Source organism: Rhodococcus sp. KB6 (assembly GCF_001445685.1).
GTDB lineage: Bacteria > Actinomycetota > Actinomycetes > Mycobacteriales > Mycobacteriaceae > Rhodococcus_F > Rhodococcus_F qingshengii.
Window position 1 is genome coordinate 77,495 of sequence record NZ_LNAK01000151.1, and the last position, 21,188, is coordinate 98,682.

18 protein-coding genes are annotated in these 21,188 nt (G+C 63.8%); 7 read left to right on the forward strand and 11 right to left on the reverse strand.

The genetic code is table 11. The annotated features are described in order from the left end of the window. Positions 1 to 1,102 (forward strand): GMC family oxidoreductase (locus tag ASU23_RS26045; RefSeq protein ID WP_172827100.1); only part of this gene is annotated, 1,102 nt, incomplete at its 5' end. A 69-nt stretch (positions 1,103 to 1,171) separates the two neighbouring features. Here ASU23_RS26045 and ASU23_RS26050 read toward each other — a convergent pair. Together ASU23_RS26050 and ASU23_RS26055 are read right to left on the reverse strand one after the other, a co-directional pair. Beyond that, positions 1,172 to 2,929, reverse strand: a complete 1,758-nt coding sequence (locus ASU23_RS26050; RefSeq protein ID WP_058039025.1) for an Ig-like domain-containing protein — start codon at positions 2,927 to 2,929, stop codon at positions 1,172 to 1,174. 51 nt (positions 2,930 to 2,980) lie between these two features. Then, the gene (locus tag ASU23_RS26055; RefSeq protein ID WP_058039026.1) at positions 2,981 to 4,753 is read right to left on the reverse strand and encodes an Ig-like domain-containing protein; all 1,773 of its coding nucleotides are present in this window, start codon (positions 4,751 to 4,753) and stop codon (positions 2,981 to 2,983) included. A 367-nt stretch (positions 4,754 to 5,120) separates the two neighbouring features. Between ASU23_RS26055 and guaA the strand changes: the two genes are divergently transcribed. Continuing rightward, complete coding sequence (guaA, locus tag ASU23_RS26060; protein ID WP_007727510.1) at positions 5,121 to 6,692, forward strand: glutamine-hydrolyzing GMP synthase; 1,572 nt, start codon at positions 5,121 to 5,123, stop codon at positions 6,690 to 6,692. Positions 6,693 to 6,747: 55 nt separating this feature from the next. Here guaA and ASU23_RS26065 read toward each other — a convergent pair whose 3' ends face one another. Further along, positions 6,748 to 6,981, reverse strand: coding sequence for a hypothetical protein (locus tag ASU23_RS26065; protein ID WP_003940832.1), 234 nt, complete (start codon positions 6,979 to 6,981; stop codon positions 6,748 to 6,750). Beyond that, a complete protein-coding gene (locus ASU23_RS26070; RefSeq protein ID WP_007727507.1) occupies positions 6,978 to 8,363 on the reverse strand; it encodes a PspC domain-containing protein in 1,386 nt (461 codons plus the stop codon). The genes ASU23_RS26065 and ASU23_RS26070 overlap by 4 nt, the downstream gene beginning before the upstream one ends. A gap of 236 nt (positions 8,364 to 8,599) precedes the next feature. Between ASU23_RS26070 and ASU23_RS26075 the strand changes: the two genes are divergently transcribed. The 3 genes from ASU23_RS26075 to ASU23_RS26085 are packed head-to-tail and all read left to right on the forward strand — an operon-like array spanning position 8,600 to position 12,040. After that, complete coding sequence (locus tag ASU23_RS26075) at positions 8,600 to 9,880, forward strand: ATP-binding protein (protein WP_058039113.1); 1,281 nt, start codon at positions 8,600 to 8,602, stop codon at positions 9,878 to 9,880. Further along, complete coding sequence (locus tag ASU23_RS26080; protein ID WP_003940972.1) at positions 9,877 to 10,536, forward strand: response regulator transcription factor; 660 nt, start codon at positions 9,877 to 9,879, stop codon at positions 10,534 to 10,536. The genes ASU23_RS26075 and ASU23_RS26080 overlap by 4 nt, the downstream gene beginning before the upstream one ends. Positions 10,537 to 10,585: 49 nt before the next feature. Then, a complete protein-coding gene (locus tag ASU23_RS26085; RefSeq protein ID WP_042449833.1) occupies positions 10,586 to 12,040 on the forward strand; it encodes an MFS transporter in 1,455 nt (484 codons plus the stop codon). Here ASU23_RS26085 and ASU23_RS26090 read toward each other — a convergent pair. The 6 genes from ASU23_RS26090 to ASU23_RS26115 all read right to left on the reverse strand — a co-directional run bounded on the left by ASU23_RS26090 (position 12,037) and on the right by ASU23_RS26115 (position 17,616). After that, complete coding sequence (locus tag ASU23_RS26090) at positions 12,037 to 13,245, reverse strand: MFS transporter (RefSeq protein ID WP_030535124.1); 1,209 nt, start codon at positions 13,243 to 13,245, stop codon at positions 12,037 to 12,039. The genes ASU23_RS26085 and ASU23_RS26090 overlap by 4 nt on opposite strands. A 189-nt stretch (positions 13,246 to 13,434) precedes the next feature. Beyond that, on the reverse strand, positions 13,435 to 14,829 hold the full coding sequence (locus ASU23_RS26095) for a cell wall metabolism sensor histidine kinase WalK (protein ID WP_058039027.1): 1,395 nt from the start codon (positions 14,827 to 14,829) through the stop codon (positions 13,435 to 13,437). Next, positions 14,826 to 15,524: a response regulator transcription factor gene (locus tag ASU23_RS26100; protein ID WP_058039028.1), complete on the reverse strand. Its 699-nt coding sequence runs from the start codon at positions 15,522 to 15,524 to the stop codon at positions 14,826 to 14,828. The genes ASU23_RS26095 and ASU23_RS26100 overlap by 4 nt, the downstream gene beginning before the upstream one ends. Before the next feature lie 75 nt (positions 15,525 to 15,599). Continuing rightward, positions 15,600 to 16,241 (reverse strand): phosphatase PAP2 family protein, encoded by a 642-nt coding sequence (locus ASU23_RS26105; RefSeq protein WP_047270193.1) that lies wholly within the window; start codon positions 16,239 to 16,241, stop codon positions 15,600 to 15,602. A gap of 2 nt (positions 16,242 to 16,243) precedes the next feature. Beyond that, positions 16,244 to 16,828 carry a M15 family metallopeptidase gene (locus ASU23_RS26110; RefSeq protein WP_003940687.1) on the reverse strand — a complete coding sequence of 195 codons (585 nt, stop codon included), beginning with the start codon at positions 16,826 to 16,828 and terminating at the stop codon, positions 16,244 to 16,246. A 110-nt stretch (positions 16,829 to 16,938) separates the two neighbouring features. Further along, a complete protein-coding gene (locus ASU23_RS26115; protein ID WP_003940889.1) occupies positions 16,939 to 17,616 on the reverse strand; it encodes a helix-turn-helix domain-containing protein in 678 nt (225 codons plus the stop codon). Positions 17,617 to 17,751: 135 nt separating this feature from the next. On the opposite strand from ASU23_RS26115, the gene ASU23_RS26120 reads away from it, so the two are divergent. Together ASU23_RS26120 and ASU23_RS26125 are read left to right on the forward strand one after the other, a co-directional pair. Continuing rightward, positions 17,752 to 18,588, forward strand: coding sequence for a class I SAM-dependent methyltransferase (locus tag ASU23_RS26120; RefSeq protein ID WP_058039029.1), 837 nt, complete (start codon positions 17,752 to 17,754; stop codon positions 18,586 to 18,588). Next, positions 18,585 to 19,976, forward strand: a complete 1,392-nt coding sequence (locus tag ASU23_RS26125) for an FAD-binding oxidoreductase (protein WP_003940869.1) — start codon at positions 18,585 to 18,587, stop codon at positions 19,974 to 19,976. Before ASU23_RS26120 ends, ASU23_RS26125 begins: the two co-directional genes overlap by 4 nt. A 9-nt stretch (positions 19,977 to 19,985) precedes the next feature. Here ASU23_RS26125 and ASU23_RS26130 read toward each other — a convergent pair whose 3' ends face one another. Beyond that, positions 19,986 to 21,185, reverse strand: coding sequence for a serine/threonine-protein kinase (locus ASU23_RS26130; RefSeq protein WP_058039030.1), 1,200 nt, complete (start codon positions 21,183 to 21,185; stop codon positions 19,986 to 19,988). Between the last annotated feature and the right edge of the window lie 3 nt (positions 21,186 to 21,188).

Here is a 21,188-nt window from a genome sequence, read left to right on the forward strand (position 1 = left end):
AGCCGGCGCCGAGATCATTCCGATGACCACCGTGTCCGGGCTTCGTGAGGCTCGCGACGGTTCGTGGGACGTGTTCACCGAGCGAACCGGTGCATTCGGACGAAAGAACCGCCGCACCTACACGGCTGCGAACGTCATTCTCGCGGCCGGAACGTGGGGCACTCAGCATCTGCTCTTCGACATGAAGGACACCGGAGCGCTGCCCAAGCTCTCCGACAAGCTCGGCGAGCTGACTCGAACGAACTCCGAATCCATTGTCGGCGCAGGAAAGTACAAGGTCGATCCCGCACTCGACCTGACCCGCGGAGTGGCGATCACCTCGTCGTTCCACCCGAGCAGCGACACCCACATCGAGCCGGTCCGCTACGGCAAGGGATCGAACGCGATGGGCCTGTTGCAGACCTTGATGACGGACGGCGGCGGCAAGACGCCCCGATGGATCAAGTTCCTCGGTGTGGTTGCGAAGAATCCGTACCAGATGTTGCGCATGTTGACGGTCAAGGACTGGAGTGAGCGCACGATCATCGCGTTGGTCATGCAGAACCTCGACAACTCCATCACCACGTACACGAAGAAGGGCCTGTTCGGTCGACGCAAGGTCACCAGCAAGCAGGGCCACGGTCAGCCGAACCCGACGTGGATCCCGGAAGGCAACGAGGCGACGCGTCGAGTTGCCGAGAAGATCGACGGCGTCGCGGGCGGCACGTGGGGCGAGATCTTCAACGTTCCACTGACGGCGCACTTCCTCGGCGGTTGCGCTATCGCGTCGGATTCCGATCACGGCGTCATCGATCCGTACCACCGCGTGTACGGCTACCCGACGCTCAGCGTCGTCGACGGCGCAGCGGTCTCGGCCAATCTCGGAGTTAATCCGTCGCTGACCATTGCCGCTCAGGCCGAGCGCTCGGCCTCGCTGTGGCCGAACAAGGGGGAGACCGACCTGCGTCCCGCCCAGGGCAGCGGCTACGAGCGTTTGGCTCCGATTGCACCCAAGTCGCCTGTGGTGCCGGCGTCGGCTCCGGCCGCGCTGGTCCTGCCGATCGTGAAGATCACCGGCGGCAAGACAGCTACCGCTGTTCCGGCGGAGCCGGCAGCCGGATAGTTCGCCGCGAACGAAGATGGGGCGTGTCGTCGAGGATTCGACGACACGCCCCATCTCTGTTTCAGAGTGTCAGCCTCCTAGTGACCCGAACAGAGTGCCGAGGTCGAGGCTGCCCGTCCCGCCTCCGGGCCCGCCGTCCGTATCGCCGGGGACGGTCAGGGTCTGCGGCGCGGATGCGGAGGCCGTGTAGCCCGAAGCGCCCACGAATTCGGCGGTGACACTGTAGGTCCCGGAGTTGTAGAACGTCGCCGGTACCGTTGCGACACCGTTGACCACGTCGACCGGTCCACCGATGAGGGTGTCACCGACCTTGAACTGGACCTTGCCCGTGGCGCCGGACGGATCGACCGTTGCCTTGAGCGTCACCGGGGTGTTCTTCTGAACAGTTCCGACGGCGTCGAGAATCGTGGTCGTCTCGACGTCAGCCGGAGCCGGCGTCGTCACACTGACCGGGAATGCCGGGGCAGCGGACGGCGCGAATCCTGGTGAGCCCGTGAACTTCGCGACAACCTTGTGCGTTCCGGTCGAGGTGAAGGTGTACGGAGCGACGGCAACTCCGTCGGTTCCGACCGGAGCACTGACCGTTTCGGTGCCGTCGACGATGAAATCGACGGTGCCGCCGGTACCCTGCGGATCGACCTTGGCAGTCAGGTTGACGTCCTGTCCGACCTTCGCGGTCGACGGCGACACCGTGGCGGTAGTGGTCACGGCGTCCGGCGGTGCATCGGTCGTGACGGTCACGATCTTGGCCGACGCCGACGTCGACGCCAGGAACCCAGGGGCTCCGCTGTAGCTCGCGGTGATGGAGTGCGGTCCGTCCTCGGTGAAGGTCGGGGAGATGCTGGCCGACCCTCCGGTTACCGGCACGGCGTCCTCGAGTGGGTTGTCGCCGTCGAAGAACTGGACGGTTCCACCGTTTGCGCCGCCGCTCACGTTGGCTGACAGGGTGACGGGAGTTCCGTTCTTGGCGTTGGCCGGTCCGACGACTGTGGTGGTGGTTGCCTTGTCCGCCTCGATGATCCGCGTCGTGGCGAGGGGGCCTGCGCCGCTGTTGAGCGGACCGTTCTCGGCGTCACGCGGGGTGCATCGCGTGGGTGCCCAGGCGGTGATGACCAGGGTGGCCTTGGGGAGGAACGTGAGGAAGTTGCGATCGTTGTTCCACGCTCCCGCGCTGCCGCCGGTGCGTACCTTCATCGCGACGTCCCCTGAATCGCCGGCCTTGAGAACTGCCTTGACCTGGGGGAGCTGGAACTGCGTGTAGCCGTCGGCATTGTTGGAACCATCGACGTTCTTGCCGGTCGCCTTGACGACGATGCCGCCCTCGGAGTTGATGCTCGAGCTGGGGCTGTTTCCGATGACCTGGTTGTTTCCGGAGAGGCGCAGAATCGTTCCGTTGGGATCGACGTTGCCGTTCTCGTTGACGCGCAGGATGTTCGGCGCTACACCGCTGAGCCCCGCCGAAGTGCCGGGGACGATGGTGGCTTCCACCAGGGTGGCGTTCGCAGGAACGTCGACGTCGACCTTGATGCGGGAGACGTTCTGGACGGTCGCCCCCGAAGCGGAGCCGGGAAAGGCGATGGGGCCGGGTTGGATGGTGACCTCGAAGGTTTCACCGGCGCCGATGGATTCCGGTGCGTCGACGATGACCGAGCCGGACTGTGACTGCGTGGTCGGACCGGCGACAGCAGACGGCGTCGCCAGGCAACTCGTGCCGAAGGTTGTTGTCACGGGGGCCGCTGATGCGGGGATTCCCGCGAGGATGACGCCACTGGCGAGTGCCGTGGCGGCGATCGGCGCCGCGATGCGACGTCTGGAGTACACGAACATGGATTCTCCTGAGCTGGGTACGGGAGTGGTGTCCAAAGCTGATGTGGGGGACTAGCTTCCGAAGAGCGGGATGAGGCCGCTGAGCGAACCGGTGTCCACGCTTCCGGTGCCGCCGCCGCCGTCGGTCGGTGCGGTGCCGACCTGCACGACCGTCGGGCCGGAGACGGAGTTCTTCCAACCGGCGTCGCCGACGAAGTTGGCAGTGAGGCCGAACGTTCCCTCGTCGTCGAAGGTGTGCGTGAGTGTCGCGACGCCGTTGACGACGGCAACGGGTGCGCCGATGGGCGTCGTGCCGGACTTGAACTGGATCATTCCGTTTGCTGTTCCGGGTGCGACGGTGGCCTTGAGCTGCAATGCCTTTCCGACCTGAGCCGAGCCGCTGACGGTCAGAGACGTCGTGGTGTCGGCGCGGGCGGGTTCGGGATCGGTGACGTTCACAGTGAACGACGTGGACGTGGAGCCGATGAATCCGGTTCCGCCGGAGAACTCTGCCGTCACGGCTGCAGCGCCCGCTGATGCGAAGGTGTGCGGGAGGATCGCGACGCCGTCACCCGTGCCGACCGGTGCGGTACCGACCTCGGCGCCGTCGACCTTGAACGTCACGGTTCCGCTGCTCGGGATGGGGGAGACGGTGGCCGAGAGGTTGGTCGGTTCACCGACAACAGCGGTGAGTGGTTCGACAACTGTGGTCGTGGTTCCCCAGTCGGGATCGCTGACGTCGAGTTGGGTTGCGGTGGAGACGGAATCGCCGTAACCGGCCTCGCCGGTGAACACTGCGGTGAAGCTGTGGGTGCCCGAAGCGTCGTAGCTGCGGGTCAGGGAAGCCGTCCCGTTGACTACAGCCACCGGTGCGCCGAGGTTGGTCTCGCCGTCTTTGAACTGCACCGTGCCCACGGCGTTTGCCGGTGTGACGACAGCGCTCACGGTGATGCTGTCACCTACCAGCGCGGCGTTCGGGGCCGAGATCGTGGTGGTGGTGTCCGCGGAGACGTCGACGGTCTGGACTCCGGAGGTCGAGCTGTGGAATCCCGGACCGGCGTTGTACGCGGCGGTGATGTCGTGGGCGCCGACGCTGTCGAAAGTGTGGGAGAGGGTGGCGCTACCGCCCGAAACCGGGACCGGTGAGCCGATGTCGTTGCCGCCGTCCTTGAACTGGACGGTGCCGCTCGCGTCGGACGGCGCAACTGTCGCGGTCAGGTCGACCGGCGTGCCGACCTTCGCCGTTGCCGGTGCAACCAGTGTGGTTCCGGTGGCGACAGACGGGTCGACTACCTGGACGTTGACGTTGATCGGGTTGAGGCCCTGCTGTGTGCTGAAGGCGTTGACGTCGAAGAGCATGCCGCTGTCGTACGTCCCGAATGCTGTGCCGACGGGGACCGTGTAGGTCGCTTCCAGTGTGACGGGTTGGTTCTTCTTGACGACGAATCCACCGACCAGGAAGGTGCAGCCGCTCGAGCACTTTGCGGAGACTCCGCCGTCTGATTCGTTGGTGATCGTGGCCCGGTTGGTCACACCCAGGTAGGTGGCCTTGGCGCTGCCCGGCACGAGGACGAATCCTGCGGGCGGGATGTCACGGATCTTTGCGATCGACCGTTCGATGCCGCTTTCGTTGTGCTTGATCTCGGTCTTGTACGTGACGGTGTCGCCTGGGTGAACTGCCGCGTTCCCGATGACACTCTTCGTGAAGATCAGGTTGTCGGTCGTGCCGGTGAAAGTGGTCGGCGGGGCTTCGTCAGCAGTGGCCGGCGTGCCGAGGACTAGAAGTCCGGCGGCAGCCGTCACAGCTGCGACAGGTATGGCGAGTCGTCGTATGAATCGACGCACAGGTCCTCCTCGAGGTGAGCGCCGTTCGGCGGCGCCGGCCGTTTGCGATCGTGATCCTGATCACTTGACGGGCGAGATTACCTTTACTGGACGTTTGGTTCAGGCGAATCGGTCAAACGTCCAGAAAATTCACCCTTCGTCCATTTCGGGCTCTGGCCTGCGGTGATGCTGCCGAATTGATTGCCGAAGCTAAGGTGCGGGTGATTGGGGCGCCGTTGACCTGGACGGTGGTCTAGATCCGCGCGAGGTCGCCGCGCAGTTCTGAGGGGAGGCCTTTGTAGTGACGTATCTCGCGCTCGCTCGGCCGAGTAGCGGGCTGAGTCCATGCATGCGCAGAAGCGCTGGCTGCGGCGATTAGACTGCACCTGTGGCAGATATCGAGCAGCAGAGACCAGTTCTTGTCGTCGACTTCGGGGCGCAGTACGCGCAGTTGATCGCACGGCGAGTTCGCGAAGCCAAGGTCTACTCGGAGGTGATTCCGCACACCACGACCGTCGAGGAGATCGTGGCCAAGAACCCCTTGGCTGTTGTGCTCTCGGGTGGGCCCTCGAGTGTCTACGCAGACGGTGCTCCCAAGCTTGATCCCGCACTGTTCGATCACGACATCCCGGTTTTCGGAATCTGCTACGGATTCCAGGCAATGGCAGGCGCCCTGGGCGGCACCGTCGCCGAGACCGGTACCCGCGAATACGGCCGTACCGACATCGCGGTATCCGGCGGATTGCTCCACGACGGTCTTCCCTCGACGCAGCCGGTATGGATGAGCCACGGTGACGCCGTCACCGAAGCGCCTTCCGGCTTCGAGGTGACCGCGACCAGCGACGGTGCTCCCGTCGCGGCGTTCGAGGACCGCGCCCGCAAGCTCGCCGGTGTGCAGTACCACCCTGAGGTTCTGCATTCCCCGCACGGTCAGCAGGTCCTGAGCCGCTTCCTGCACGAGATTGCCGGTATTCCGGCAGCGTGGACGGCGTCGAACATCGCCGATGCGCTGATCGAGCAGGTTCGCGAGCAGGTCGGAGACGGACACGCCATCTGCGGTCTGTCCGGTGGCGTCGACTCCGCTGTCGCTGCGGCTTTGGTTCAGCGCGCAATCGGCGACCGGTTGACATGCGTCTTCGTCGATCACGGTTTGATGCGAGCCGGTGAGCGCACGCAGGTCGAGCAGGATTTTGTCGCGGCAACCGGCGCTCGTCTGATCACCGTGGATGCCGCGGACACCTTCATCGGTGAGCTGGCAGGCGTCACCGATCCCGAGACCAAGCGCAAGATCATCGGCCGCGAGTTCATCCGCAGCTTCGAAGGCGCAGTCAGTGATGTTCTGGGCGAGAACGCATCTCATGGTGCGACCGTCGACTTCCTCGTCCAGGGCACGCTCTACCCGGACGTCGTGGAGTCGGGCGGCGGCACGGGAACTGCAAACATCAAGAGCCACCACAATGTCGGCGGGCTGCCGGAAGACCTGCAGTTCAAGTTGGTCGAACCGTTGCGTCTGCTGTTCAAGGACGAGGTCCGTGCAGTGGGCCGCGAACTCGGCCTGCCCGAAGAGATCGTCGGACGCCAGCCGTTCCCCGGTCCCGGACTCGGTATCCGCATCATCGGTGAGGTCACCCGCGATCGCCTCGAGATCTTGCGTCAGGCAGATTCCATTGCGCGCGAAGAGCTTACGTCTGCAGGATTGGACGGAACCATCTGGCAGTGCCCGGTCGTTCTCCTTGCCGACGTCCGAAGCGTGGGCGTGCAGGGTGACGGCCGGACGTACGGTCATCCGATCGTGCTGCGTCCGGTCTCGAGTGAAGACGCGATGACCGCGGACTGGACGCGTCTGCCGTACGAGACCCTCGAGCGCATCTCGACTCGAATCACCAACGAGGTTGCGGACGTGAACCGCGTAGTCCTCGACGTGACGAGCAAGCCGCCGGGAACTATCGAGTGGGAGTAAAAACAACTGTGCGCCTTTATTAACCCCCCGCGGTTAATAAAGGCGCACAGCAGTTTTACTTCCGGTTGCGCCGATTCGGCAGAATCACCAGCAGTAGTCCTGCCACGACGGCGGCACCGACGAACAGCCAACGGAATTGAATGTTCGCTGCCGGCGCCAGGGAGAACGGCCCGACCAACGCCCACACGCTGACCAGTAGTGCGGCCAGTCCGGCGATCAGCAGAAGTGCCGAGGGGCGCTTGGATTCTCGGGTCTCGTCGTGCTCTGTGGTCTCGTCGTATTCGCTCATGATTGCGTCACCTTCAGACTGCCGAACGTTGCTTTGGCGTTGATGGTCAGTGTGGGCGAATCCGGTGTCACATCACGGCCCGGGTGTATTCCGCCGTCGAGGCAACCTGATCCGTCACCCATGACGACGGTGCAGCTGTTCTTGACGTTGACGGTTGGTGGCACCATGACGACGAACTCACCGAACGACGCCGCGACGTCGATGGTCTTGTCCTCGGTGAACTTGACCCCGTTGAGGTCGAGAGTGAAGCTTCCGAAGGCTCCCGAGTACGACGGCTCCAACTCGGAAGCGGTTGCCGGAGTCCATCTTTGCTCACCCGAGGCGTCGAAATCGATCGGGTAGACCAACGAGGCGAGAAGCACGAAACCCACGAGCGGTCCGGTGACGACCAGCAGGCCGTACCCCTTGCGGAAGAATGCCCCGAGGATCAGGCCGAGCGCGATGACGGCGAGTCCGACAGCACCGACTCGGCCGGGAGTGAACCACTCGTTGCCGGTTGCCGCGCCCGCTGCCCCGGTGACGGCGGCGACGATGATCGCGAGTCCGAGCACTGTCAGCGTCCATCGCGAGCGACGCTTACGTGGTGGCAAAGGCAGCAGCGGCGTGGCTTTGACTGCCGGGTCCGGGAGATCCCAGGCGAACGGAGCGACACCGAGCGGATCCCAGGAGGGCGGTGTGATGGCGGCCTCGCCGATCACCTCGGTCGGATTGGCGGCGGCTGAAGCGCTCGGGTCCTTCGACAGGTTGATCGTCGGATGATCGGCCTGAGATTGCGGTGACTGTTCGGCCGGCCGTTCCTCGGGCACGTAGCTGTCGGGGAGTTTTGTGTACGGCGTGTACACGGGCGGCTGATTGGGTGCGAAGTATCCGGGAGTGAACGGCCCGGGCGTGAATCCCGTGCCTGGATACGCGGTACCCGCGCCGACGTACGGTGACGTGCTCTGTGGCAGTGCAGGCGGGACCGGCGCTCGTTGGTAGAGCAGCCACAGGCCTCCGACCATCAGAATCAGCCCGATCAGACCGGAACCACCCAGGCCGACGCCGACAGGCCCGACGGTCGTAGCCGCGATGGCGAGAGCCACCAACAAGACGATGGTCTTGGTACTGGAATCGGAGCTGTGTCCGCGGCCCATCAACGACTGTGCGGGGGACGATCCGTCACCGGCGCGGGCGAGCACCAACCACCCGGCGAGGTAGAGAAGGATGCCTGAGCCGCCGAAAATAGTGGAGGCCACAAACGCGACACGTACCAGAATGGGGTCGATGCCGTACCGGTATCCGATTCCGGCGCATACCCCGGCCACGTGACCTTGTGCCGGCAGACGCACGGGGCGGGTCCGCCACAGATCCTGGATCTGTTCTTGGAAAGTCGGATTGTTCATGAATCAATCCTGGCTTCCGGGGCGGCCTCCGCGCATCAGGGCCAACCCTGATCTTTGTGACGATCGGGGCCAGGGGCGCCGCCCTGATTCAGGGTTGGACCCTGATGTGAGTCCGAGTGGTTCGTGCCAGTATCGACTATGTGCAATATCTGTCAGATCCGCCGTTCGTGAGCGGTCCCGCTCCCGGGTTCACGGGAGGCCCGCCCGTCAACGGGGTACCGGTGCATGCCGTACCCATGAAGAAGGGTGTGCCCATTCCGGGCGGTGTTCCATTGCGAAAGCTGGAGCGGCGCTCCGGCGGTCGCATCGTCGCCGGTGTTGCAGGCGGTATCGCCGATCATCTCGGGATCGACGTCCTGAAGGTTCGAGTCGCCTTCGCGATTCTGGCGGCGATGGCCGGATCCGGCATCGTGATTTACGGCGCCCTCTGGATCTTCACCTCAGCCGGCACGGACACCCAGAAGCCGTCCGCGGCCGAGCGGCAGCGGGCGTACGGCTTGATCGCACTCGGATTGGGCGGCGCAGCCGCGTTGTCCTGGCTGTTCAGCGGCACGGCGGGTTCGGTGCTCGCACCGTTCTTCGTCGTCGCGATCGGTGCTGCTTTGGTGTGGCGCGAGTTCGACTCCGACGGTCCCCGGACCGTCATCGGCTTGCCGCAGCGGCCTACCGTTCTCACGTGGGCGCGGGTGGTCGGGGGAGCGACCTTGATCATCTTGGGTCTCGGCGTCGTCGTCCTCGCTCAGGTCGACCTCGAAGCACTGCGCTCGTCCCTGCTGGCCGTGGTGGTGACGCTGATCGGTGTCGGATTGTTGACGGTGCCGCTGTGGCTGCGGATGTGGCGGGCTCTCGGCGCCGAGCGTGCGGCTCGTATTCGCAACGACGAACGTGAAGAGATCGCCTCGCATCTGCACGACTCCGTACTTCAGACGTTGGCGCTGATTCAGAAGCAGTCCGACAATCCGCAAGAGGTGGCGCGCCTGGCCCGTGGTCAGGAACGCGAGCTGCGCAAGTGGTTGTTCAGCGGCGGGGATATCGACCACACGAGCCTGACCGAAGGTCTGAAGATCATCGCCGGTGAAGTGGAGGACCAGCATGGCGTCACGGTCCGCCCCGTCACGGTCGGCGACGTACAACTCGAAGGCGAAGGCGTCGAGAACGGTCTGCCCAAGGAAGCGTTCACCGCGCTCCTCGGTGCGACGCGTGAAGCTCTCGTGAACTCGGCAAAGCACTCGGGGGAGAAGGAAATCAATCTTTTCGCCGAGGTCGAGGGCGACCAGGTTAGTGTGTTCGTTCGTGATCGCGGAGTTGGATTCGACATCAATGCGGTGCCGGAGGACCGTCAGGGCTTGGCCAAGTCGATTCGTGGTCGCATCGAGCGACGGGGTGGCCGCGTCGTGGTTCGATCCGACATCGGAAAGGGCACCGAGATCCGCGTGCACATGCCGCTCGGTGACTCTGCTCTAAAGTGGGACCAGACTGCTGACCGTGTCGACAACCCCGAGGAACAGCCCCAGTGACTTCGCTTGCGCCGCCCCCGTACCGCGTATTTCTTGTCGACGATCATGCAGTGTTCCGCTCCGGGGTGAGGGCGGAACTCTCGCGCGAGGCAGACATGGACGTAGTCGGTGAAGCCGGTGGCGTCGCTGAGGCGATCGCGGGTATCAACTCGACGAAACCGCATGTCGTTCTGCTCGATGTCCACATGCCTGACGGTGGTGGAGTGGCAGTTCTGCGCGGAATCGATTCCGGCCCGGTGTGCTTGGCGCTCAGCGTTTCCGATGCGGCCGAGGACGTGATCGCGGTGATCCGAGGCGGTGCGCGCGGGTACGTGACCAAGACGATCTCGGGATCCGAGCTGGCCGAGGGTGTACGACGCGTTGCCGGTGGTGACGCAGTGTTCGGGCCTCGCCTGGCAGGCTTCGTACTGGACTCCTTCACTGGGCGTTCCAATGCACCCGAGCCGCAACTCGATCCGGAACTCGACTCGCTGACTCCGCGAGAACTCGAAGTGCTCAGATTGCTGGCACGTGGGTACACCTACCGTGAAATCGCCGAGGACCTGGTGATTTCCGTGAAGACGGTCGAGACTCACGCATCGAACGTCCTGCGAAAGACTCAGCAGTCCAATCGCAATGCGTTGACGCGTTGGGCACATCGCCGCCAGATCGACTGAATTCCCGCGCGCTCTTTCGCGATTGCGTGCGAAGGCGCACCATGGACCGATGACGGAACCACTGGCGCTCGCGTCGAAGCGTGGGCGTTGGGTTGTCGCCGCCACCGTTCTCGGCTCGAGCATGGCTCTCCTCGACGGCACCGTCGTCAACATTGCTCTTCCTCACATCGGTGAAGAACTGGGTTCCGGTGTCGCCGGACTGCAGTGGACGCTCAGCGGTTACACCTTGGCCTTGGCGTCGCTGATTCTGCTCGGGGGAGCCCTCGGTGATCGTTGGGGTCGGCGACGGGTATTCGTGTGGGGGACGGTCTGGTTCGCGGTCGCGTCGTTGCTCTGCGGAATTGCACCGGACATCACGTTTCTGGTGATTGCACGAATCCTGCAGGGAGTGGGAGCTGCGCTCTTGACACCTGGCAGCCTTGCCATCATCTCCGCGTCACTTCGTGAGGAGGACCGCGGCGCGGCAATCGGATTGTGGTCGGGTTTAGGTGGTGTTGCCGGCGCCATCGGACCGCTTTTCGGTGGTTGGCTGGTGGAAGTGGCGGGATGGCGATCGGTATTCCTGCTCAATATCCCGCTGGCGATCGTCGTGGTGTGGGCAGCGGTGCGCCATGTACCGGAGAGCCGCGACCCGCATCCGCCCGAGCACCTGGACGTGGTCGGATCTGCCTGCGCAGTAGTCGGTCTCGGCGCACTGACGTACGGGCTGATCGAGGTCAACCCGATAGTCGGGCTGATCGGAGTGATTGCGCTCTGCCTGTTCGTTGTGGTGGAACGACGCTCACCGAGTGCCCTTGTGCCGCCGTCCCTGTTCCGCTCGCGGATGTTCGTCGCGGCCAATCTGGTGACCCTTGCGGTCTATGCGGCGCTGGGCGGTGTGTTCTTCCTGCTCGTGCTGCAACTGCAATTGGTTGCCGGGTACTCGCCGGTGGCTGCCGGCGTCGCAACGGTACCGATCACCTTGGCATTGCTGCTGTTGTCTTCGCGCGCGGGCAGTTACGCGCAGACGCACGGACCGCGGTTGCCGATGACGGTCGGGCCCGCCGTTGCCGCGGTGGGGTTGGTGTTGATGACGCGGATCGGCCCGGATGCGTCGTACCTGACCGTCGTGCTGCCGGGAGTTCTGGTGTTCGGGCTCGGCCTGGCGGTGATGGTCGCGCCGTTGACCGCCGCGGTGCTTGGTTCGGTACCGGTGGAGCAGTCCGGAATCGCATCCGGTGTGAACAATGCCGTTGCTCGCACGAGCCAACTTCTTGCCGTCGCGGCCTTGCCTGCCCTCGTGGGTATCGACGCCGAAAGTCTGGTCGATCCGACGAGTTTCTCCGACGGGTTCCGGTACGCGATGTACATCTGTGTGGCACTGCTGTTGGTCGGTGCAGCGATCGCCGCGACGCTGATCCGAACTCCGACAGTAGAGCCTGTTCAGGAAGCGGATTCGGTTGCCTGCAAGCCGCATTGTGATCTGACGGGACCTGCAGTGCAACCGAATCCGATGAGGGACTAGACGCTGATGTCGCGATCGCGGCTGGGCACCAAGGGAATTGCTGCGGCGGGAAATGCCGCGACTATCGCGAAGGCGAGCGGGTAGCCGACCGCGCCGATCAGCGCACCGACCACCGGGCCCACTGCTGACGCGGCAATGAACTGCCCGGTGTTCTGTGCGCCCAATGCTTTTCCTTGCCATTTCGGCCCGGCAGCTTCGGCCACGGAAGTGAATGCCAAACCGTTGTCGGCGACGCTGATAGTGGTTGCCAGCAGCAGGATCAAGGCGGGAACGCCCCAAGGCGCTGCGCCGGCTGCCGCCATTGCCAACATGACCGCAGACGCGGAGACGGCAACCAACCGCAGCGGGCCTACTCTGCTTCCGGCGCGATCACTCCAGATGCCGACAACGATGCGTCCGAGTGCACCCACGAACTGGGAGATCCCGATCAGGAGCCCAGCGGGCGCAGCGTCCCATCCTTGCTCGCTGATCAGCCAGACCAGACCGAATGTCGAGAGGGTGAACTGCGGAAACACCAGCAGTGCAGAGACGACGTGAATGCGCCACAGGAACCAGTTCGAGCGATAAGGATTTACCGTTTCGACCGGGATGTCTGTGGGCCGCGCCGCCGGCCGCGGGGGATTGATCAATGCGACGGCGCAGATCAGGGCGAGAACGCCGTTGAGAGCTACCGACAGTCCGACGGCCGAACCGATTCCTACGTTCGCAGCGAGAGTCGGGATGGTCAGCGACGCGATGGTCACGCCCAGGGGCTGTGACATCTGCCGGATTCCCATCGCGAGGCCGCGCCGATCCTTGGGAAACCAGCCGACCACAACACGTCCACTGGCAGCATTGGTGCTCGCCGCAGCCATTCCGCCCAGCAGAAATGCGATCCCGAGGAGGGTGTAGTTGTCGGTGGTGGTCGCGGCCAGCGCGGCGATCGCCGTCAGGCCGAGCCCGATGGAGATGACCCATTTCTCGCCGAATCTGTCAGCCATCGCTCCCCACGCCACCAGCGTGAGAACCATGCCGAAAGTGGGTGCAGCGGCCAGAGTTCCGGCCTGCGTCAACGAGAGGCCGTGCTCGGAATGCAGCAGCGGGATCAAGAAGGCGGGGGTGCTGACGAAGACGGTGCCTGCGGCCTGGGCTGCGACGCCGATTCCGAGCATCGTCCACGCCTTCGGGGAGACGGCCGTCTTTTCCAGCCGCGACGCCTGCGTCATGGTGCCCTCCGATCTCTACGCTGTTCGACGATGCCGACGCTACTCGCGTGGTTTCACATGTTGAAACCAAAATCCCACTATTTGGTCGAACGTGGACGGTGTCGGGTTGCGAAGTGCCCATCCCTTTTCGAGCGAACGGTACGACGATCGCCTTGGGTGCGCCGAAAGGTACGTTCGCTCGGGAAGGGGTCAGCGACGGGGCAGGCGAACCGTGAAGACCGTGCGCCCGTCCACCTGGTCGACGCCGATGGTGCCGCCGTGCAGGTGCACGTTCTCGACGGCGAGCGAGAGTCCGAGTCCGCTGCCCTCGCTGCGTCCGCGCGCGGTGTCGACCTTGTAGAACCGCCGAAAGATCGCCTGCCGGTCTTCGGGTGAGATGCCGGGGCCGTGGTCGACGACGGTGATGACGGAGAAACCGGATTCGACGCTCAACTCGACGCGAACCGGGGGCGCTCCGTGGCGCAGTGCATTGCCGACGAGGTTGGCGACGACAATGTCGATCCGACGCGAATCGACTCTGGCGCTGGCACTTTCGGGTGCGCGCAGTTCGACGGTGTCTGTCCATCCGCGGCTCTCGAGTGTGCGCTCGGTCAATTCGACGAGGTCGACGTCGTCGAGGACGAGGTGCGCTTGCTGAGAGTCGTGGCGAGACATTTCGATGAGGTCTTCGACAAGTCGAGTGAGCTTGCCGATCTCACTGCTCACGATGCGCGCGGCAGCGGCGGCGTCGGGCGGAAGATTGGGGATCTCTTCACGGAGGATCTCACTGACCGGCACCAGTGCTGCGAGCGGCGTCCGGAGCTCGTGGGAGACGTCGGCGACAAACCTTCTCGACTGCTCTTCCGATTCTTCCAGACCTCGGATGACCGCTTCGTTGCGAGCGACCATGTTGTTGAACGTTGTTGTGACCTGGGCGAGTTCGGCTACTCCGTCTTCGGGGAGTCGGACGCTGAGGTCGCCGTCGGCAGCGCGGGCGGCCGCCTTGTCCAGGCGTTTGAGCGGACGGACAAGCGTCGACGCGATCCACAGCCCGAGTAGTCCGCTCACCAACACACCGGCGGCGAGGGTGAGGCCGACAGCTCGAAGCAGGTCGTCGAACTTGTCCTGCACTCCTACCAGCGGCCGGATGGTGACGGCTTTGACCAATGTCTCGTTGTCGTAGCTGTCGTCCGCGCTCATGTCCACGACATTGACGGACATTCCCAACATGATGCGCTGGGAGTCGAGCCTCTCGAAACGGATCAGCTTCGGACTGTCCAAACCTTCGTCGAAGCTGGGCGGAATGGTCGCCGCATCCACGGATCCTTGACGGATGACTTCGCCGTCGACGATCAGCGTCATGTCGGACTGGAAGATCTGTTGGAGGTTGGCAGGCGTCAACTCGTCTACCGGTGTTCCGTTGACGTATTGCAGTTCGTCGCGAAATTGTGCGGTCGCGACATCCTGAGCGTTGGAATAGATCCACGACCGTGCCATGAACGAGACGACACCCGCGGTTGCCCCGGCGATGATCACGACGATTGCGATGAACACGAGCACGAGCCTGGTTCGCAGACCGTCGACCTGAAGCCAGGTCGGTCTCATCGGGCTGGGCTGGTGTTGAAGCGATACCCGAACCCGCGCACCGTTTCGATGACGGTCGGTGCGGCCGGGTCGTCCTCGATCTTTCCGCGCAGCCGCTGCACTGCTGCATCGACGATTCTGGAATCACCCAGATACTCCTGGTCCCAGGCTGCGGACAACAACTGTCGGCGGCTCAGGACCTGTCCGGGGTTCTCGGTCAGCGCCAGGATCAGTCGGAGTTCGGTCGGGGTGAGGGTCAGCAGCATCCCGGCCTTGCGGACCTGCAGCGACGACCGATCCAATTCCAGGTCGCCGAACGTCTCTGCACCCGGCGTCGCATCCGGGCGCGTCGTTGCCGGTGCCGAGCGCCGCACGACGGCTTTGATACGAGCGTCGAGGACGCGCGGACTGGCCGGTTTGACGACGTAGTCGTCGGCACCGGCTTCCAGGCCGGCGACGGTGTCGATGTCGTCGGACCGAGCGGTCAGAATGATGATCGGGATCGAACTTCGGGTGCGGATACGTCGGCAGATCTCGTAACCGTCGGCACCCGGCAGCCCGAGGTCGAGTAGGACGAGGTCCGTGGCACCCAGGGCGTCGTCGAAATCACCGTTACCGTCGGGGCGATGGCTGACGTCGTGCCCGAGTCGGTTCAGTCCCAACGTGATTGCCTCGGCCACGGCTGGATCGTCTTCTATGAAAAGAATGCTCACCATGAGCTCACCTTGGACTCGCCATGATCAGGGGCCTTCTGCGGTCGGAGAAATCTCGGTCAGCCAAGGGTACAGGGGTCACACTCGCGAGAGTCGCTCGTTGCCTGAGTCTGCCAGCACCGCATGCCGGGCGACGCTGGTGTTCAACGGAAATGCCGACACAGCGAGGGTGTAGCAGCCGACGAGCAGTAGTGCACCGATCACGTCGCTCGGGCGGTGCCATTGCAGCACGACTACCGAGATCGCGGTTCCGATGGTGATCAGCGCACCGTTGACCGCAACGACCGCCCGCCACCTCGAGGGCGTGACGATCACGATCGCGCAGACCAGAGCAGCTATGGCCGTCAAAGTGCCGCTGGGGAAGGAATTGTGCATCACCAGACCGTTCAGGTCCGGTCGATCCAGCGATTGTTTGAGAACCCAGGCCGTCGTGATGGGACCGAGGGTCACGACGACGACGCGTAAAGCTAGCGCAATCGGGTTGTTGCGCAATGTGATCATGAGCGCCACGAGCACTCCTCCCACTATCAGTATCGGGGTGACGAGGCCGATGAACTCGGCGGAGAACACGCTGAGGCGTTCGGAGGTGGCCGCGCCCACCATGAGTTGTTGGTCGACGATCTGACCACCGGTGGTGTTGACCGCCAATTCGAATTCGACGACTCCGAGGATCAAGAGTGCCAGTGCGGCAATCAGTCTCGCTGGTTTGACTCGTGTCATGATCAGCCTTCCGCTCTCTCGTCCGAGGGGTTGCTCAGTTGTGGCGGGCATTCCCCGCCTGGAGTGGTTGCCAATTCGAAATGCCACATCTCGTTGGCGTAGGTCTGGCAGAGGCCGTAATCGCTGCCGTGCTGAATGAGCCAGTCGTCGGCGTCGGTCGGTCCGATGTCGACGGCCTGTCCACTGACATGCTTGGACAGGCTCGGCGAGTGCACCCACTTGGACGCTTCGTCCACGCTGCCGTACTTGACGACGGCTTCGTCGAACAGTCGCTGTTGGTATGCCGCGGACCGCCAACCCGACGTGACGTGCATGTCCACGCCGGATGCCTGTGCGTCGGCCGCTGCCGACTGGAGCGCCGCGAGCAGTGCGGAATCGAGACGGGCAAGCGCGGGCACATGAGTGTCCTGCAAGCTGATGCCGTCCTCGATCTCGCCGCCTGAGGGTCCTGAATCAGGCTGAGTGGCAAGGTAGTTACCGCTCTTCGGCTGTGCTTCTTCTGTGTACGAGCAGGAGCTGAGCGCGACCGCACCGAGCACGACTGCACCGAGTGCGACGAAGCGGATGATTCCGCGGTGGCTGGGCATACAACAGAGACTTCTCGGTCAGTGTCACCGGCAGGTGGTCACCGTTCGTCGACGGTGTCACGGTCTGCAACAGCTCTGTAACAGGACGGAACGGGGCTGGTGAGCGCGCGCTACGCGGGGCGCGGGATCGACGCGAAAGTCGACAGCTCGAACCACGAAGGCAAGCTACGACGCAACGCAGTAGGCCCAGAGATGGTGACGTCACCGGACCGTATGGCGTCCGACCAGGTCAGGTTACCTCGCCAGATCTCGGTCATCTGTCGCAAGCCCGCAGAGACCGACACTGCAACGTCGAAACCCGGATCGATATCGCACATGTCCACTTCCCCGGAATTGATGACGAGCCACCAGTTCCGCGAATGTCCACGTACTCCGGAGAATGCGAAGTGCACCACGGTCTTGCCTTCAGGCACCACGGAATGATCCACGCGGCGATGCATGTCCCACAGCAGCAGTTTCGGATCCAGATCTTCGTCGCCCAGTTCACCGATCCACCTGGTACCCCAGATGCCGAGAGCTTCGACCACAGGGCGCAGTTCACGGCCGGCGTCGGTCAGACGATAGCTGACGACACAGTCGGTTTCTTCTCGCTCCACGATGCCGGCGACCGCGAGTTGGTGAAGCCGGGTCGAGAGCAGAGTCGGTGACATTCGCGGGAGCCCGCGGCGGAGATCGTTGAAATGTTCGCTTCCCATGATCAGTTCGCGGAGGAGAAGCAGTGTCCACCGCTCGTCGAGTAGCTCCATCGCCTTGGCGACGGGGCAGAACTGGTGGTACGAGGACCCCATCTCTCGATCGTAGGCCTCCGGGGTGCTCCGGTACAGATTTCGTACTGGAGAGGAGCGAACCGTCGTCGTAGCGTCGGAGTAACGGCATGAACGCTGTCGGGCTCCGAGTACGAAAATTATTGAAGGAGAACGGTAATGAGTGAATCAACGGGGACTCTCGGGTTGGACCGGGAGCTGAAGGCCAAGCACCGGGCAATGTGGGGGCTCGGTAACTATCCGGCGGTGGCGACGCAGGTCATCGCGGAACTCGGACCTGTATTGGTGCGTGAATGCGGCGTGCAGAAAGGAGATCGGGTGCTCGACGTCGCGGCGGGGTCCGGCAACGCCGCCATTCCGGCGGCTGCGCTGGGTGCGCAGGTGATCGCCACCGACCTGGCTCCCGAACTGTTCGTGGCAGGACGGGAGGCCGCGGCGCTCGCGGGTGTCGAACTCGATTGGCAGGAGGCCGATGCCGAGGCTCTTCCGTTCGGCGACAACGAGTTCGACGTAGTGCTCTCTTGCGTCGGTGTGATGTTTGCCCCGCATCATCAGCGCGCCGCGGACGAACTTTTGCGAGTATGCCGACCCGGCGGAAAGATCGGAGTGCTGAGTTGGACTCCGACGGGGTTCATCGGCGAGATGTTCAAAACGATGAAGCCGTATGCACCGCCCCCGCCTCCTGGTTCGCAGCCGGCGCCTTTGTGGGGCGACGAGAACCATGTTCGTGATCTGCTCGGCGATGTTGCCGCAAGGAAAGACGTACTTCGTGTGGACACATTCAGCGGGCCGGAAGATTTCCGCGATTTCTTCAAGAAGAATTACGGCCCGACCATCGCGGTGTACCGGAACATCGCCGACGATCCTGACCGCACGCAGGCGCTCGATCGCGATCTGCTCGAGTTGGCAAAGAAGTACGGCAGAGGAAGCGAGCCGTTCGTGATGGAGTGGGAGTACCTGCTTCTCACCGCGACACCCGACGAGGGCGGTGCATGATGACGACGGTCGAGTTCGCGCCACTGAAATCGGCGATCACGGGTTCTGTGTTCAGCCCCCGAGATCCGGAGTACGACGACGCCAGGTCGATCTGGAACGGGCAGATCGATCATCGTCCGGCGGTGATCGCCAGGTGCCGGTCGGCGTCGGATGTGTCTGTGGCACTTGCATTTGCCAGAGCCCATTCGTTGGAGGTTTCGGTCAGAGGCGGTGGGCATTCCTACCGAGGTACATCGGTGTGTGAAGGCGGTGTGATGATCGATCTCAGTGCGATCAACGTAGTCAGTGTCGCCCCGTCCGCGAAGCGAGCCAGGGTCGGTGGTGGTGCGACGATTGCCGACCTCGACGCCGCGACGCAGGAACACGGATTGGCAGTGACCGGTGGAGTGATCAGTGATACCGGCGTCGGTGGCCTGACCCTCGGCGGCGGCATGGGGTGGTTGACGCGCACGCTCGGCCTGGCGATCGACAATCTGGTGTCGGCAGAGGTGGTGCTCGCCGACGGTTCGATCGTGCGGGCCTCCGAGAACGATCACAGCGACTTGTTCTGGGCGCTGCGCGGCGGCGGCGGAAACTTCGGAGTGGTCACCGAGTTCGAGTACCGTCTGAGCGAGATCGGTCCGGAAGTGCATCTGGGACTGTTCTTCTGGGGGATGGAGGACGGACCCGCAGCGCTTCGTCTGTGCCGCGAAGTGGTGCCTGCCCTGCCGAGAAATGCCGGAGCGATGGTTGCCGTCGGTTTGTCCGCGCCTCCGGCACCGTTTGTTCCGGATCAGTTTCACCTGCTGCCCGGATACGCGTTGCTGGTAGCCGGTTTCGGATCGGAAGAGGAACACTCGAACGCGATTGCGCCGATTCGAGAGGGCGTGCCGACGCTGTTCGAGTTCGTCACCCCGCTCCCGTACATCGGTTTACAGTCGATGCTCGACGAATCGGAACCATGGGGTGCATACGCCTATGAGAAGGCCTTGGACCTGGTGGATTTCTCCGACGACGTGATCGATGTTCTGACCGAGCAAGCGGGCAAGAAATCGTCGCCGATGTCCTTCATGCCGATCTTTCCGCTGCAGGGAGCTTTCACCTCCGTCGGCGAGGATGACACTGCGTTCGGTGGTTCTCGCACACCACATTACGTGTGCAACATGACGGCTACGGCCACCGATGCCGGGACACTGGAATTGGATCGATCGTGGGTGCGTGAGACCTGGGAAGCCTTGCGTCCGTTCTCGTCCAATCAAGGCGGGTACGTCAACTTCATGACCGATGTCGACGAGGACCGAGTGCGAGCGTCCTACGGTGCGGCGAAGTACGCGCGATTGTCCGCCGTCAAGGCGAAGTACGACCCGGACAACGTGTTTCACCTCAACGCAAACATTCTGCCCGCGTAGAGCGTCCGGTCAGGCCGTGAATACCAGGATGACGACGATCAGTGCGGCCAAGATGATGACGGCAACCATGCCTGTCATGGCGAGGGGAGCCCAGGCCACTACCTTGTCGCGGGTGCTGGCATCGGTGGGGCCGGTCGGTATCCGCGGCGGCCAGGAGAACATGTCCATGGGGCTGGGGACGTTCCGCAGTGGCGTGTTCTGTTGCACTGCAGGCAGTCCGGTGATAGTGGAGCCGGTCAGGCGATTGCGGCGGTGTGGGTCGGCGAGTTGTGTGGTGCGGTGAGCCCACGCCGGCACGGCGCCTTCGGACGAGTAGACGGGAGCGTCGATCAACTGCTCGATCGTGCCACCGCCCGTCGCGGCTGCAGCGAGCGCGTCGCGTGCCTGAGCCATCGTCGGCCGACGGGTGGGGTCCGGCTCGAGGAGCTGAAGGAGAACGTCGGTGAGCGGTCCGGACTTGGTGGGTCGGTAGATCTCGGCCTTGGCGACACGATGCAGTAGAGCGATGGCGTCCGAGTCGATGCCGAAGGGCGGTTGACCCTCGATCACCGTGTAGAGCGTCGACCCGAGTGAGAAGACGTCACTGGCCTCGGTGGGATCGTCGCCGCGGGCAACTTCGGGTGCAAAGTACGCGGGAGTGCCGGTGATGACCTCGTCCTGGGTGTCGGATACGTCGCTCTTTGCGCGGGCGATGCCGAAGTCACTGATCTTGACGGTGCCGAGAGACTTGCCTCGGTCGGCGATCAGGATGTTGCCGGGCTTGATGTCGCGGTGGACGATGCCGGCGGCGTGCGCCTCGGTGAGCGCCGCAGCGATCTGCGCGCCGATCTGCGCGACCTCCAGCGGTGGCAACGTGTCGGCCAGGTTCATCGCCTGGGCGAGGCTGCGGGCGGGGAAGTACTCCATGACCAACCACGGTTCACCGGACTCGATCGCGACGTCGTACATGGCGATGGAGTGGGGGTGGGTGAGCTTTGCGGCGTTCCTGCCTTCGCGCAATGTACGTTCACGGACCTCTTCGGCCGTTTCGGTGTCGAGGCCTTCCGTGCTTGTGACCTGTTTCACCGCGACGTCACGGCTGAGGAGGGTGTCGCGGGCCAGCCAGACGGCGCCCATGCCTCCGTCGCCGATCTTGGAGCGGAGTCGGTACCGCCCCGCCAGCAGGTATTCGGGCCCGATGCCCCTCCCGGTCTGCTCCTGAGCTGTCACATC

Coding starts and splice junctions, on each gene's coding strand:
- ASU23_RS26050 (WP_058039025.1), bottom strand. CDS start 2,929: ATGTTCGTGTACTCCAGACGTCGCATCGCGGCGCCGATCGCCGCCACG.
- ASU23_RS26065 (WP_003940832.1), bottom strand. CDS start 6,981: ATGAGCGAATACGACGAGACCACAGAGCACGACGAGACCCGAGAATCC.
- ASU23_RS26100 (WP_058039028.1), bottom strand. CDS start 15,524: ATGGTGAGCATTCTTTTCATAGAAGACGATCCAGCCGTGGCCGAGGCA.
- ASU23_RS26105 (WP_047270193.1), bottom strand. CDS start 16,241: ATGACACGAGTCAAACCAGCGAGACTGATTGCCGCACTGGCACTCTTG.
- ASU23_RS26070 (WP_007727507.1), bottom strand. CDS start 8,363: ATGAACAATCCGACTTTCCAAGAACAGATCCAGGATCTGTGGCGGACC.
- ASU23_RS26095 (WP_058039027.1), bottom strand. CDS start 14,829: ATGAGACCGACCTGGCTTCAGGTCGACGGTCTGCGAACCAGGCTCGTG.
- ASU23_RS26120 (WP_058039029.1), top strand. CDS start 17,752: ATGAGTGAATCAACGGGGACTCTCGGGTTGGACCGGGAGCTGAAGGCC.
- ASU23_RS26075 (WP_058039113.1), top strand. CDS start 8,600: ATGAAGAAGGGTGTGCCCATTCCGGGCGGTGTTCCATTGCGAAAGCTG.
- ASU23_RS26090 (WP_030535124.1), bottom strand. CDS start 13,245: ATGACGCAGGCGTCGCGGCTGGAAAAGACGGCCGTCTCCCCGAAGGCG.
- ASU23_RS26125 (WP_003940869.1), top strand. CDS start 18,585: ATGATGACGACGGTCGAGTTCGCGCCACTGAAATCGGCGATCACGGGT.
- ASU23_RS26115 (WP_003940889.1), bottom strand. CDS start 17,616: ATGGGGTCCTCGTACCACCAGTTCTGCCCCGTCGCCAAGGCGATGGAG.
- ASU23_RS26085 (WP_042449833.1), top strand. CDS start 10,586: ATGACGGAACCACTGGCGCTCGCGTCGAAGCGTGGGCGTTGGGTTGTC.
- ASU23_RS26110 (WP_003940687.1), bottom strand. CDS start 16,828: ATGCCCAGCCACCGCGGAATCATCCGCTTCGTCGCACTCGGTGCAGTC.